Here is a 14,381-nt window from a genome sequence, read left to right as displayed (position 1 = left end):
ACCTGACAGTTTAACTGCCAGTTTTAAGGTGCTCCAGCCTAAAAAAACGTTACAATCATTGGGCGTTAATTATATCGAAAGGAAGTGAGCGTTTATGCGTACCGTTCTGAATGTGTTGAATTTTGTGCTGGGCGGTTTTGCCACCACCCTTTCCTGGCTTTTTGCCACGCTGGTGAGCATCGTCCTGATTTTCACGCTTCCCCTGACCCGTTCCTGCTGGGAAATCACAAAACTCTCCTTAATCCCCTACGGGAATGAAGCCATCCACGTTGACGAGCTGAATCCGGAGAGCAAAAACGCTCTGATGAATACGGGCGGAACCCTGCTTAACATTCTGTGGCTGATTTTCTTTGGCTGGTGGCTGTGCATCATGCATATTTTTGCCGGTATTGCACAGTGCATCACGATTATTGGTATTCCTGTGGGGATCGCAAACTTTAAGATCGCCGCTATCGCCCTTTGGCCCGTTGGTCGCAGGGTTGTTCCGGTAGAAGTGGCCAGAGCGGCGCGCGAAGCAAACGCTCGCCGTCGTTTTCAGTAAATAAGGACTGGCCGCGTTTATGCTAAGCCCACTGCTTCGCCGTTATACCTGGAACAGCACCTGGCTTTATAACGTCAGGATATTTATCGCGCTTTGCGGCACGGTTGCCCTGCCCTGGTGGCTGAATGATGTCAAGCTCACCATTCCGCTCACGCTTGGGGTGGTCGCCGGGGCGCTGGCGGATCTGGACGACCGTCTGGCCGGGCGTTTACGTAACCTGGTCATTACGCTCGTCTGCTTTTTTATTGCGTCAGCTTCCGTTGAGCTGCTTTTCCCGTGGCCCTGGCTGTTTGCCCTGGGCCTTACGCTCTCAACCAGCGGGTTTATTTTGCTGGGCGGGCTTGGGCAGCGCTATGCCACCATCGCTTTTGGTGCATTGCTGATCGCTATCTACACCATGCTGGGCGTTTCCCTGTACGACCAGTGGTACCAGCAGCCGGTTCTGCTGTTGCTGGGCGCCATCTGGTATAACCTGCTGACGCTAACCGGTCATCTGATTTTCCCGGTTCGCCCGCTGCAGGATAACCTTGCCCGCAGCTTTGAGCAGCTAGCCCGCTATCTGGAACTGAAATCCCGGCTGTTCGACCCGGACATCGAGGAAGAAAGCCAGGCACCGCTCTACGATCTGGCCCTGGCAAATGGCCAGCTGGTCGCCACTCTTAATCAGACAAAAGCTTCCCTGCTTACCCGTCTGCGCGGCGATCGCGGTCAGCGTGGAACACGACGGACGCTTCACTACTATTTTGCCGCCCAGGACATTCATGAACGCGCCAGCTCCTCGCACGTTCAGTATGCCGCCCTGCGCGAGAAGTTCCGCTACAGCGACGTGATGTTCCGCTTCCAGCGTCTGCTGTCCATGCAGTCCCAGGCGTGCCAACAGCTCTCGCACTCCATTCTGCTGCGCACGCCCTATCAGCATGACCCCCGCTTTGAACGCGTATTCAGCCATCTTGATGCGGCACTCGACCGCGTTCAGGCCAGCGGAACGTCACCGGAACACATCAAAGCGCTGGGTTTTCTGCTTAACAACCTGCGTGCGATTGATGCCCAGCTGGCAACCATTGAGTCCGAACAAGCGATGGCGCTGCCAGGCAGTGAGGTGGAAAACCAGCTTGCTGATGACAGCGTACACAGCGTTAGCGATATGTGGCTACGGCTGAGCCGCAACTTTACGCCGGAGTCGGCTCTCTTTCGGCACGCCGTGCGAATGTCGCTGGTGCTGTGCGTGGGGTATGCCTTTATCCAGATTACCGGGCTGCATCACGGCTATTGGATCCTGCTGACCAGCCTGTTCGTCTGCCAGCCGAACTATAATGCCACCCGACACCGTCTTGCGCTGCGTATTATCGGCACGCTGGTGGGCGTCGCGATTGGCCTTCCGGTGCTCTATTTCGTGCCCTCCGTTGAAGGTCAATTGATCCTGATCGTGATTACCGGCGTGTTGTTCTTCGCGTTTCGCAACGTGCAGTACGCCCATGCCACCATGTTCATCACGCTGCTGGTGCTGCTCTGCTTTAACCTGCTGGGTGAAGGGTTTGAAGTCGCCCTGCCCCGCGTGATCGATACCCTGATTGGCTGTGCGATTGCCTGGGCCGCGGTCAGCTTTATCTGGCCGGACTGGCGTTTCCGAAATTTGCCGCGCGTGGTAGACAGGGCGATGAACGCCAACTGTCGATACCTTGACGCGATCCTGGAGCAATATCATCAGGGCCGCGATAACCGCCTGGCTTACCGGATAGCCCGCCGCGACGCGCACAACAGTGATGCGGAACTGGCCTCCGTAGTGTCTAACATGTCGACGGAGCCTCGCGCCACGGCGGATATTCGTGAGACCGCGTTCCGCCTGCTCTGCCTGAACCATACGTTCACCAGCTATATTTCGACGCTGGGCGCTCACCGTGAGAAACTCACCAACCCGGGTATTCTCAACCTGCTCGATGACGCCGTCTGTTATGTCGATGACGCGCTTCATCATCGACCAGCCGATGAGCCGCGCGTTCAACAGGCGCTGGATGAACTGGCTCAACGCATTGCGCATCTAGACCCGGGAAATGACAGTAAAGCACCTCTGGTGCTTCAGCAGATAGGCCTGCTTATCGCTCTGCTGCCTGAAATTTGCCGGCTGCAACAGCACATTGCTACCTGGAGGAGTGATTCTCCTGTGGCTCAGTCAACGCATTAAACCACTCCGTGAGCTCCCGGCGAATGTCTGCCGGGAGTGCCGCTTCATGCAGCCCCTCGATAGCCCCTTCCAGCGCGAAGAGTACTTTAATACTCAGCGCTTTATTTTTTGCCCGCATCTTTAGCCAGCACGCCCTGGCACCAAGCTCCCGCAACATTTCCTCATTGGTGATGCCAGCTTCAAAGAGCAAGACTTCAAGCTGAAAGGTCAGGTTAGGCAGATCCTTTAGTCGGTTTCGTTGATGGCGCTGATAACGCTCTTTTCTTGCCGCACTGAGCGCAAACGAGGAGAGCTGAAGTAACCGCTCCCTGTCCTGCCATAATCCGTCATCAACACGATAATAGTTGAGCAGCACCGGGCGGCCTCGCTTCATCAACGTCAAAAAAGAGGAGGCATTTTTTACACAGTATTTGGCACTCTCCTCACAGGCGCGAAGGTAAAGCTCGCCATCTGAGACCATGGCAAAAACAGCATCATCCACCGCAAGGGTATAGCCGCCAAACAACGCGCGGTGATGAATCTCGCCCAACGGGGAGAGGTATTCCTGAGATTTATAAATCCGTTCATAAGATATCTTTTTCATGATATTTCCCTTCAAAATCATAAAGTAACAACTAAATTTCTTACTAGCGGATCCGTTAGCAGGAAAATAGGCAACTTAACGTCGTTGAGCAAGATGATTTTTCGAGGAGCATCAAGATTGAATGAATTTTGCGAGTCGCTTTCCGAAAATGAGGTTGATCTTTAGGTATACAGGGGTTACTGTATATCCATACAGTAACTACAGGGCTGGAATGAATATGCACACTTCAGGCTATGCAAATCGCGCTACCTCTCTCTCTTCTGCTGCAGGCAATGTCTCGCAGAATTCCATCGAGCGTGTTTCCACGGGGCTTATCAGTGAAGTGGTTTATCGTGAAGACCAGCCCTTGTTAACGCAACTTCTGTTACTGCCGTTATTACAACAGCTCGGTCAGCAATCGCGCTGGCAGCTTTGGCTCACGCCTCAGCAAAAGCTGAGCCGTGAGTGGGTTCAGTCCGCCGGCCTGCCGCTGACGAAAGTCATGCAAATTAATCAACTCTCGCCTTGCGATACCGTTGAGTCGATGATCCGCGCGTTACGCACAGGGAATTACAGCGTGGTGATTGGATGGTTACCGGAAGAATTGACTGAAGAAGAACATTTCCGTCTGTCTGAAGCCGCTGAAGAAGGGAATGCGATCGGGTTCATTATGCGTCCGGTTCGATCGGATTCTTACCGCAGAGGACAACTTTCTGGGCTAAAAATTCACTCAAATTTGTATCATTGAGTGAAATTAAGATTTTTCCTGGAATTTTTTTTGACCGCAAGATGGGATTTAAGTTCCCGACCTAAAAATTGCGGCAAGGCTTGTCTGGTGCGGTTCTCCTTAATTTTATTGCACAAAATTCGTTCGAAAAATGTTAAATAATCGGTATACGGAACTTTTTTTTTCATATGCCTGACGGACTTCACACTTGTAAGTTTTCAGCTACGTTGTAGACTTTACATCGCCAGGGGTGCTCGGCCTAAGCCGAAGATATCGGTAGATTTATATTTGACCACGCCCCCCGGTGAAGGATTTAACCGTGATTCTCTCTTGAGACTTTCATGGCGAATTTTGGATGATAACGAGGCGCAAAAAATGAAAAAGACAGCTATCGCGATTGCAGTGGCACTGGCTGGCTTCGCTACCGTAGCGCAGGCCGCTCCGAAAGATAATACCTGGTATGCAGGTGGTAAACTGGGCTGGTCTCAGTTCCACGACACTGGCTGGTACAACAGCAGCCTGAACAATGATGGCCCAACTCACGAGAGCCAGCTTGGTGCAGGTGCGTTCGGTGGCTATCAGGTTAACCCGTATGTTGGTTTTGAAATGGGTTACGACTGGTTAGGTCGTATGCCATACAAAGGCGACACCATCAACGGCGCTTTCAAAGCACAGGGCGTTCAACTGACCGCTAAACTGGGCTACCCAATCACTGACGATCTGGACGTGTACACCCGTCTGGGCGGCATGGTATGGCGTGCTGACTCCAGCAACAACATTTCTGGCGACAACCATGACACCGGTGTTTCCCCAGTATTCGCTGGTGGCGTTGAGTGGGCTATGACCCGTGACATCGCTACCCGTCTGGAATACCAGTGGGTTAACAACATCGGCGACGGCAACACCGTTGGTGTTCGTCCAGACAACGGCATGCTGAGCGTAGGTGTTTCCTACCGTTTCGGCCAGCAGGAAGAAGCAGCACCAGTTGTTGCTCCAGCGCCGGCTCCAGCTCCAGAAGTACAGACCAAGCACTTCACTCTGAAGTCTGACGTTCTGTTCAACTTCAACAAAGCGACTCTGAAACCAGAAGGTCAGCAGGCACTGGATCAGCTGTACACCCAGCTGAGCAACCTGGATCCTAAAGACGGTTCTGTAGTGGTTCTGGGCTTCACCGACCGTATCGGTTCTGACGCTTACAACCAGAAACTGTCTGAGAAACGTGCTCAGTCTGTTGTTGATTACCTGATCTCTAAAGGTATCCCAGCTAACAAGATCTCCCCACGTGGTATGGGCGAATCTAACCCAGTTACTGGCAACACCTGTGACAACGTGAAAGCTCGCGCTGCACTGATCGACTGCCTGGCTCCAGATCGTCGCGTAGAGATCGAAGTTAAAGGCATCAAAGACGTTGTAACTCAGCCAGCGGCATAAGTTATCGTCTTATAAAAAAACCCCGCCATGCGGGGTTTTTTATTGTCTGAAGAAAAGTAAAAAATCTACTTTTTACCCAACAGAGCCTGAAGGTCGTTCTTCAGCGTCGACATCTGGTTGGCGTACTTCTCTTTATGTTCTGCATCCTCAATCAGCTGCACGATGGTTTCCGACAGCGTTTTTCCCCGTCGTTGTGCCAGCCCGGCCAGGCGCTGCCAGACAACGAACTCAAGGTCGATTGATTTTTTGCGAGTGTGCTGATGCTCAGCATTAAAATGCCGTTTGCGTCGCGCACGGATAGTTTGCTTCATCCGGTTTAACAACGCAGGATTGATGTGTTTCTCAATCCACCCGTTAACCTGTACCGGTTCATTTTCGAGGGTCAGCAAAATATCCACGGCTTCTTGCGCAGCGCTGGCTTCGATGTAGCAGGTGATCAGCTCCCCTTCACGGTGCTTTTTGACCAGGTATTTCCATTTCCAGCCGCTTTCGAGATTTTCCAGTTGTTGATATTTCATTGCGATCTCAGTGTTACCACGTAACTCTGTTCAGAATATCAGTTTTTTAGCAATCTGCTGAAAAGAAATCATATCCTGTGAGTGAATGCAGCCATTCGCCCTGTCGAAATCCCCAATCCTGCTTGGGTACAGCCCCCCGCTTACGGTATACTCCACGCTTTTACATCTGACTAAAAAACATCAACTTTGACCATTACGAAACTTGCATGGCGTGACCTTGTTCCGGATACCGAAAGTTACCAGGAACTGTTTGCACAGCCAGATCTCGCAAAAGAACACGAATTCATCCTTAGCGATACGCAGCCCCGTTTGCATTACGCGCTAGAGCAGGTGTTAAGCCCCTGGGCAACTGCGCCCTTCATGCTGCTCAAAGCCCCGGAAGAAGCGGAATACCTGACGCTGCTCGGTGATGCTGTGCATCAGCTGAAGCCGGAAGCGAACGCCGTTTTTGGCGGGCAGTATCGTATTGCGGGACATGATGTCACTTTCGAACCTGCGGCGCAGGCCGATGGCGCTTTTGCCGCTAAGGGCGAAGTGGTTACCGCTAACTGGGTCGAGGCGGAACAACTCTTTGGTTGTCTGCGCCAGTTTAACGGCGAACTTTCGCTGCAGCCGGGACTGGTACATCGCGCAAATGGCGGTGTTCTCATCATCTCACTGCGTACCCTGCTCTCGCAGCCGCTGCTGTGGATGCGTCTGAAAACCATCGTGCATCAGCAGCGTTTCGACTGGGTCGGCTACGATGAGTCTCGTCCCCTGCCTGTCTCGGTTCCGTCTATGCCGCTGTCGTTAACCGTCGTGCTGACGGGCGACCGTGAGTCGCTGGCGGACTTCCAGGAAATGGAGCCTGAACTGGCTGAGCAGGCGGTATATAGCGAATACGAAGATAATATCCAGATTGCCGATGCCGACGATATGGCGCAGTGGTGCCAGTGGGTGATGACCGTTGCAGAACGTTTTGCGCTGCCAACGCCTGCGGCTGACGCGTGGCCAGGCCTGATCCGCGAAGCGGTGCGCTATACCGGTGACCAGGAAACGCTGCCACTCTGCCCGCTCTGGATCGGCAAACAGCTGCGTGAAGTGGGTGTGATTAGCGGTAACGGTGCGTTCACCGGAGAGCAGCTCACCCAGATGCTGGCTCAGCGAGAGTGGCGAGAAGGCTATCTTGCTGACCGTATGCAGGATGAAATTCTGCTGGAACAAATTCTGGTGGAAACCGAAGGTGAACGCGTCGGGCAGATCAACGCCCTGTCGGTGATTGAATTTCCTGGCCATCCGCGCGCATTCGGGGAACCGTCCCGTATCAGCTGCGTTGTGCATATTGGCGATGGCGAATTTACCGACATCGAACGCAAAGCCGAGCTGGGCGGCAACATTCACGCCAAAGGCATGATGATCATGCAGGCGTTTTTGATGTCTGAGCTGCAGCTTGAGCAACAGATCCCCTTCTCGGCCTCGCTGACGTTTGAGCAGTCCTACAGCGAAGTGGATGGCGATAGCGCCTCTATGGCTGAACTGTGCGCCTTAATCAGCGCCCTGGCGGAAGTGCCCATCAATCAGAACATCGCGATCACCGGCTCGGTGGACCAATTCGGTCGTGCCCAGCCTGTCGGCGGCCTCAACGAAAAAATTGAAGGCTTCTTCTCTATCTGCCAGCAGCGCGGTTTAAACGGCAAGCAGGGTGTAATTATTCCTGCTCCTAACGCACGCCATTTAAGCCTTAGCCAGGAGATTCTGGATGCGGTTGAACAAGAGCAGTTCGCCATCTGGGCCATCGAAGGGATTGAGGATGCACTACCCTTACTGACAAACTTGGTATGGGATGGCGAAGGGCAAACCACCCTGATGCAGACTATCCAGGAGCGCATTGCTCAGGCAACACAGCAGGATGCTCGTCACCGTTATCCATGGCCGTTACGCTGGCTGGGCTGGTTTAGTTCGAACTGATCGGACTTGTTCAGCGTACACGTGTTAGCTATCCTGCGTCCTTCACTAAAATAAGGCTTACTGAGAACATGGTAGATAAACGCGAATCCTATACAAAAGAAGATCTTCTTGCCTCTGGTCGCGGCGAACTGTTTGGCGCAAAAGGCCCACAGTTGCCGGCCCCGAACATGCTGATGATGGACCGTGTCGTGAAAATGACCGAAACCGGCGGCAACTTCGATAAGGGTTACGTAGAAGCAGAACTCGATATCAACCCGGACCTGTGGTTCTTCGGTTGCCACTTTATTGGCGATCCGGTAATGCCTGGTTGTCTGGGCCTGGATGCTATGTGGCAGCTGGTTGGCTTCTATCTGGGCTGGCTGGGTGGCGAAGGTAAAGGCCGCGCACTGGGCGTGGGCGAAGTGAAATTCACTGGTCAGGTTCTGCCTACAGCGAAGAAAGTGACCTATCGTATTCACTTCAAGCGCATCGTAAACCGCCGCCTGATTATGGGCCTGGCAGATGGTGAAGTACTGGTCGACGGTCGTCTGATCTATAGCGCAAGCGACCTGAAGGTTGGCCTGTTCCAGGACACTTCTGCGTTCTGATCGTGCTTTTCGAACCCCGGAAAGGCGAAACCTCCGCAATGCGGAGGTTTCTTTTTTGAAAGAGACGTTATCAGGCTATGAGTGCCCTGTCGCCGATGGCTTCTCGCCAGCCTCCAAGCCATTGTGACCTTTGATTTATCGTCTGATAAGGACACATTTCTTTAGAACGTCCAGCGATGCCGGCCTGATAACCACGTTGATGAGCCCGTTCCAGGCGATCTCGTTTCTGTCTCTTCATGCCTCGTTTCCCTCATTCTTTTGTCTGGTGGAAAGAAAACAGTGTCTGCACTATCTGCACAGGCACAGATAACGAATACCCCGAATTAGTCGCATCGTCAATGTTCAAAATTCATACGGGTGTCATATCTGTGAGCTACATGGAAGTTCATTTGTACAAAAATTGTGACGTGGCACAAGTAACAACCTGAGTTGAAAACGAAAAAAAACCGCAATCAGCGACAGGCCAACTGCGGTTTTAATGATGAATTTTACTTATGGCAGCCGGGAAATCTCCCTCGCGATACTGGCCGACTCCTGCGCCCAACCCTGAGCCAGGACTTTCACCATTTCGTCATAGCCATCCTTCTGCTGCTTCAGCTCCAGATGGAAAGGACGCTTAATCAGCTGCCCCTGATGGTTCAGCAACCACTCCCCGCTGATCACCACCGCACCGTCATAGCGGCCGTGGAAGCCCGTTACGGTGACGTTCAGCGTATCCTGATCGTTACCCAGCGGCTGCGACGCGACTACCCAGCCCGGAAGCTGGCTGCCCAGGTTAGCCACCAGCGTGTTGCGCAGCTGCTGATCCAGCGGGCTGGCCCACAGGTTGTTGGTCGCAATCACGTATTTAACGTCGCTGGTCTGATAGACCACGCCGTTTCCTGCCAGATAATCCGGCACGGCGACCTGCTCAACCCACAGCTGGCGGTTTCCCTGACTCGCCGTGCTTTGCCCACCGCTGTGGGTTGCCACAGGCAGCTGATAATAACTTTTATTATCTCCCCCTGAACTGCACGCCGTTAACAGCAGAGCGCCAACCATCAATAGCCATTTTTTCATTCTTTTGCCCTCTTCGGCTCAGGATCCTTTTTATCTTTCGCTTCGAACACCAGCGCATTGCTCTTCTCGTTGAGCGTTTTCAGCACCGGCTGCAGTTCACGCAGGACCTGATCAAGACGCTGCATATCTGCCACCATCTTGTTATAGGCCGCAGATCCCGGCTGGAAGCCCTGCATACTGCGGTTCAGCTCACGCAGCGTTTTCTGCATGTCCTGCGGCAGCTGCTGCATGCTCTGGCTCGCCGTGATCTTGTTGATGTTATCCAGCGTGGTTTGCAGACGGCGCATCGTTGCCTGGCTTTCGCTTAGCGAGTTTGTCGCCGCTTCAATCATCGGATTCAGTGGCAGATTGTTGATCTTGTCCAGCGTCTCCATCAGACGCTGCTGGATCTGCGCCAGACCGCTGCTCACCGTTGGGATGATCTTGTAGCCGCCGAATTCACGGATACCGGTAATCGGCGGTGCTTTCGGGTAGAAGTCCATATCCACATACAGCGCGCCGGTTACCAGGTTGCCGGTTTTCAGCGACCCGCGAAGACCGCGTTCCATCAGTTGGGTGATATGGGTAGCGATATCCTGATTTTCACCAATCTGGTTAAGCAGACGCTCTGGTTCAATGCGGATCAGCACCGGAATGCGATAGTCATCATCCAGCATCTGGCTCAGACCCGGGACGAAGAACGGCACTTGCCCAACCGTACCGAGGCGAATACCGCGGAACTCAACGGGCGCCCCCGGCTGCAGGCCGCGAACGGAGTCTTTGAAGAACATCAGGAAGTCAACGTGATCGGTATAGAGTGCATCCTGAATGCTTTTTTGATCGTCAAAGAGGCGGAAAGCGGTGTTCTCTGCAACCGGCTGCCCCAAATCCAGGCCTTCCGGCACGTCAAAACTCACGCCGCCGCCAAACAGCGTGGTCAGCGAACCCATTTCAACGCGCATGCCTGCCGAGGTCAGATCCACCGCGATCCCGCTGTCTTTCCAGAAACGGACGTTGCTGGTGACCAGGCGATCGTTTGGCGCATTAATGAAGAGCTGATAGCTAATTGCGCGTTTCTGCGGATCGAACGTGCTTTTCTCAACCGACCCGACGCGGTAGCCGCGGAACAGGACCGGGTCGCCGGCCGTGAGCTGACCTGCTTTTTTGCTGTCGAGGATCACGCGGATGCCCTTGGCATCAGGCGGCGCAAGCGGCGGTGAATCCAGAAGCTGGTATTTGGCAGGCTGGTTACCCTTAGCGCCGGGCTGCAGCTCTATGTAGGCGCCCGAAAGCAGCGTTCCTAAGCCGCTGATCCCTTCACGCCCCACCTGCGGTTTAACGACCCAGAAAACGGAATCGCCATGCAACAATTTCTCCATGCCGGCATTAAGGCGCGCCTTAATCTCCACATGGGTTAAATCGTCGGTCAGGGTTGCGCTTTCGACCACGCCCACATCCACGCTACGGCTTTTGATGGTCGTTTTACCGCCCTCAATCCCCTCGGCATTGGTGGTTATCAGCGTGACTTCCGGTCCCTGATGGCTGTAATGATAAAACAGGATCCATGCACCGATCAGCGCGGTCACGATGGGAAAAATCCACACCGGTGACCAGTTTTTGACCTTCTGCACTTTCGCCTCTCCACTCTTATTTTCCATGCTCTTACTCTTCCTCATGGCTTGATTCAGGCTCACGATCCCACGATAAACGAGGGTCGAAGGTCATGGCCGCAAACATGGTCATGATCACGACCAGTGCAAACATTAAAGCCCCCATCGCGGGATAAATACTCATCAAACCGCCCATCCGCACCAGCGCAGAGAGAACGGCGATGACAAACACGTCTATCATTGACCAGCGTCCGACAAACTCGACCACTTCATAAATCAGGTGCATGCGTTCGCTATCGCGTTTCCCATGGCCCTTCGCATCCCAACAGAGCCAGGCGATGGCGATCATTTTTAAGGTTGGCACCATAATACTGGCGATAAAGATGACGCCAGCGACCGGATAGGAACCCTCGCCCCAAAGCAGTATCACCCCGGCCAGGATCGTTGAGGGCATTTTGTCACCGAGCAAATCGGTGATCATGATTGGCAGAATATTGGCAGGCAGATACAGCATGATGGACGTGACCAGCAGCGCCATCGTCCACTGAAGACTATTTTTACGCCGCACGTGCCCTTTCGTTTCGCAGCGCGGACAAACGTCGAGATCGGCGGGGAGCACGGCGGTACAGCATGGGCAGGAACGCAGCCCCTGACGAATGCCGGGCACGCCGACCTTCACCGTCTGCGCAAGCGTCGGTGCCGGGGCGATATCATCCCACGCCCAGCGCCTGTCAACGCACTGGAATGCACGCAGCTGGAGGACGCAGTACAGACACCAGGGAATAAAGCTGCTGCCGATCCCCACGTCGCCGTACGCCATCAGCTTCACGAAACTGACCAGAATGCCCGCCAGAAAGATCTCGGCCATGCCCCAGTTTTTGAGCTGAAAAAGGATACGCGCAAGCCGGATTTTCAGTGATGCGGGCATCCTGACGCGGTTGACCAGCAAAAGGATTACGACCAGGCAAAAAGCCGGAACTATCTGGACAAACAGGAGAAAAAAGGTGCCGAGGCTGGCGTAATCTTCTGAGAACATCACGCCCGGGATTTCAAGCAAATCCACCTGGCTGGTTATCCCACCCACCTTCATATAGATGAAGGGGAAGAGATTGGAGAGCAGCAGCATAAAAAGTGCTGCAAGAGCGTAAGCAGTGGGACGCTGCCGCGGCGCGTCCCACTCGGTTGTCAACGTCGCACCGCAACGTGGACACAGGGCTTTATGTCCGTGACCAAGCTCTGGCAACGCCACGAGCATATCGCATTGCGAGCATAAAATATGCCTGTCGGCATGGTGCTGGTCACACATATGTTATCCCTGTTTATGCGCCGTTTTTCAGAGACTCAAGGTACTCCCAGCGCTCAAATGCTTCTTCCAGGGCTTTTTCAGCCGCGGACAGTTCTGACAGTACTTTCTGAGTATAGTCATGCGATTGGGTAAAGAATGACGCATCAGCAACCTGTTTTTGCAGATCCTCAAGCGCGGCCTCCAGCTCTTCAAGACGCTGCGGCAGTCCCTCCAGTTCGCGCTGCAGGTTATAGCTTAGTTTAGCCGAGGTTTTCTTGACAGTTTCTGCTTTTGTTACAGTAGCTTCAGGACCAATTTTGGACTTTGACTGCTTCGTCGCCAGCGACTGTGCCTGCTGCCCTTTTGCGTCGTGATAACCGCCTACGTATTGACCAATTCGCCCTTCACCTTCGAAGATCCAGCACTCGGTCACGGTGTTGTCAACGAACTGACGATCGTGGCTAACCAGCATCACGGTACCCTGATAGCCGTCGATCAGCTCTTCGAGTAGTTCCAGCGTTTCGACATCAAGGTCGTTCGTTGGTTCATCGAGAATCAACAAGTTACTTGGCTTCAGGAACAGGCGCGCCAGCAGAAGACGGTTGCGCTCACCGCCTGACAGCGCGCGCACCGGCGTCATGGCGCGTTTCGGATGGAACAGGAAGTCCTGCAGGTAGCCCAGCACGTGGCGCGGCTTGCCGTTTACCATCACCTCCTGCTTACCTTCAGCGAGGTTATCCATCACCGTACGGTCCGGATCCAGCTCCGCGCGGTGCTGGTCGAAGTAGGCGACCTCCAGCTTGGTCCCGCAGTGAATGCGGCCGCTGTCGGCCTGCAGCTGGCCCAGCATCAGCTTCAGCAGCGTGGTTTTACCGCAGCCGTTCGGGCCAATCAGGGCGATTTTGTCGCCGCGCTGGACCTGTGCGGAGAAGTCTTTCACCAGCACTTTACCGTCAACCTGGTAGTTGACGTTTTCCATTTCGAAGACAATCTTGCCGGAGCGGGACGCCTCTTCCACCTGCATTTTGGCGCTGCCCATCACTTCACGGCGTTCGCTGCGCTCGCGACGCATCGCCTTCAGGGCGCGCACGCGGCCTTCGTTACGGGTACGGCGGGCTTTGATGCCCTGGCGGATCCAGACCTCTTCCTGCGCCAGCTTGCGGTCGAACTCGGCATTCTGCAGCTCTTCCACGCGCAGGTTTTCTTCTTTCTCCAGCAGATAGGTGTCGTAATCCCCGGGATAGGTGACCAGCTTGCCGCGGTCGAGATCGACAATACGCGTCGCCATATTGCGGATAAACGAACGGTCGTGTGAGATGAAAATAATGGTGCCGCTGAAGGTTTTCAGGAAGCCTTCCAGCCAGTCGATCGCTTCGATATCCAGGTGGTTAGTCGGTTCGTCCAGCAGCAGCACCTTCGGCCCGCTAACCAGCGCGCGGCCCAGGGCCGCCTTACGCAGCCAGCCGCCGGAGAGCGCCGACAGCTCCATATCGGGTTCCAGACCGAGCTGGGCCAGCACTTCATTAATACGGTTTTCAAGCTGCCACAGACCGTGGTGATCGAGCATCTCCTGCACTTTTGCAAGTTCGTTGAGGTTTTTGTCGCTCGGATCGGTCATCACCAGATGCGAAATCTCGTGATAGCGCTTCAGATATTCGGCCTGCTCAGAGATCCCTTCCGCAACGAAATCGTAAACGCTGCCGGTCACGTGACGCGGCGGGTCCTGCTGGAGGCGGGAGACGATCAGATCCTGTTCGTAAACAATGCGTCCGTCATCCAGGCCCTGTTCACGGTTAAGGATTTTCATCAGCGTGGATTTACCCGCGCCGTTACGGCCCACCAGACAGACGCGCTCGTTATCTTCGATGTGCAGCTCTGCATTATCGAGAAGCGGTGAGTCGCTGAAAGAGAGCCACGCGCCGTGCATACTAATTAAAGACATTTATTTTTCCT

General features: G+C 54.1%; 13 protein-coding genes. 6 read left to right on the top strand and 7 right to left on the bottom strand.

Translation table 11 applies throughout. The features are described from left to right. The first annotated feature begins 94 nt into the window (after positions 1 to 94). Both ELK40_RS08220 and yccS read left to right on the top strand, forming a co-directional pair. Complete coding sequence (locus ELK40_RS08220) at positions 95 to 541, top strand: YccF domain-containing protein (RefSeq protein WP_111964540.1); 447 nt, start codon at positions 95 to 97, stop codon at positions 539 to 541. 19 nt (positions 542 to 560) lie between these two features. Beyond that, the gene (yccS, locus tag ELK40_RS08215; protein WP_127730299.1) at positions 561 to 2,723 is read left to right on the top strand and encodes a YccS family putative transporter; all 2,163 of its coding nucleotides are present in this window, start codon (positions 561 to 563) and stop codon (positions 2,721 to 2,723) included. On the opposite strand, the gene ELK40_RS08210 is transcribed toward yccS, so the two are convergent. Next, positions 2,680 to 3,306, bottom strand: a complete 627-nt coding sequence (locus ELK40_RS08210) for a TfoX/Sxy family DNA transformation protein (protein ID WP_127730297.1) — start codon at positions 3,304 to 3,306, stop codon at positions 2,680 to 2,682. The two genes, yccS and ELK40_RS08210, sit on opposite strands and share 44 nt — an antisense overlap. Positions 3,307 to 3,523: 217 nt before the next feature. Here ELK40_RS08210 and sulA point away from each other — a divergent pair, with 217 nt between their 5' ends. Both sulA and ompA read left to right on the top strand, forming a co-directional pair. Further along, positions 3,524 to 4,033 (top strand): SOS-induced cell division inhibitor SulA, encoded by a 510-nt coding sequence (gene sulA / locus ELK40_RS08205; protein ID WP_127732753.1) that lies wholly within the window; start codon positions 3,524 to 3,526, stop codon positions 4,031 to 4,033. Between the two features lie 354 nt (positions 4,034 to 4,387). Continuing rightward, positions 4,388 to 5,443, top strand: a complete 1,056-nt coding sequence (gene ompA / locus ELK40_RS08200; RefSeq protein WP_023311028.1) for a porin OmpA — start codon at positions 4,388 to 4,390, stop codon at positions 5,441 to 5,443. Between the two features lie 65 nt (positions 5,444 to 5,508). Here the strand turns inward: ompA and matP are convergent, their stop codons facing one another. Next, positions 5,509 to 5,961, bottom strand: coding sequence for a macrodomain Ter protein MatP (gene matP / locus ELK40_RS08195; protein ID WP_008499929.1), 453 nt, complete (start codon positions 5,959 to 5,961; stop codon positions 5,509 to 5,511). A 186-nt stretch (positions 5,962 to 6,147) separates the two neighbouring features. Between matP and ELK40_RS08190 the strand changes: the two genes are divergently transcribed. Beyond that, on the top strand, positions 6,148 to 7,908 hold the full coding sequence (locus ELK40_RS08190) for a Lon protease family protein (protein WP_127730295.1): 1,761 nt from the start codon (positions 6,148 to 6,150) through the stop codon (positions 7,906 to 7,908). A 68-nt stretch (positions 7,909 to 7,976) separates the two neighbouring features. Beyond that, on the top strand, positions 7,977 to 8,495 hold the full coding sequence (gene fabA / locus ELK40_RS08185; RefSeq protein WP_008499931.1) for a 3-hydroxyacyl-[acyl-carrier-protein] dehydratase FabA: 519 nt from the start codon (positions 7,977 to 7,979) through the stop codon (positions 8,493 to 8,495). Between the two features lie 70 nt (positions 8,496 to 8,565). Here fabA and rmf read toward each other — a convergent pair whose 3' ends face one another. The 5 genes from rmf to ELK40_RS08160 all read right to left on the bottom strand — a co-directional run bounded on the left by rmf (position 8,566) and on the right by ELK40_RS08160 (position 14,370). Then, a complete protein-coding gene (rmf, locus tag ELK40_RS08180) occupies positions 8,566 to 8,733 on the bottom strand; it encodes a ribosome modulation factor (protein ID WP_013097261.1) in 168 nt (55 codons plus the stop codon). A 254-nt stretch (positions 8,734 to 8,987) separates the two neighbouring features. Continuing rightward, complete coding sequence (gene pqiC, locus ELK40_RS08175; RefSeq protein WP_008499932.1) at positions 8,988 to 9,554, bottom strand: membrane integrity-associated transporter subunit PqiC; 567 nt, start codon at positions 9,552 to 9,554, stop codon at positions 8,988 to 8,990. Next, entirely contained in the window at positions 9,551 to 11,191 is a 1,641-nt protein-coding gene (pqiB, locus tag ELK40_RS08170) for an intermembrane transport protein PqiB (RefSeq protein WP_111964544.1), read from the bottom strand. The genes pqiC and pqiB overlap by 4 nt, the downstream gene beginning before the upstream one ends. Before the next feature lie 4 nt (positions 11,192 to 11,195). Further along, a complete protein-coding gene (gene pqiA, locus ELK40_RS08165; RefSeq protein ID WP_127730293.1) occupies positions 11,196 to 12,449 on the bottom strand; it encodes a membrane integrity-associated transporter subunit PqiA in 1,254 nt (417 codons plus the stop codon). A 13-nt stretch (positions 12,450 to 12,462) separates the two neighbouring features. Continuing rightward, positions 12,463 to 14,370, bottom strand: a complete 1,908-nt coding sequence (locus tag ELK40_RS08160; protein WP_127730291.1) for an ABC transporter ATP-binding protein — start codon at positions 14,368 to 14,370, stop codon at positions 12,463 to 12,465. Positions 14,371 to 14,381: the final 11 nt, after the last annotated feature.

This window comes from Enterobacter sp. N18-03635 (genome assembly GCF_004006055.1).
In the GTDB taxonomy this organism is placed as follows: Bacteria; Pseudomonadota; Gammaproteobacteria; order Enterobacterales; family Enterobacteriaceae; genus Enterobacter; species Enterobacter vonholyi.
Note: the sequence above shows the minus strand (reverse complement) of the source record. Positions and strands in the feature narration are given on the sequence as shown.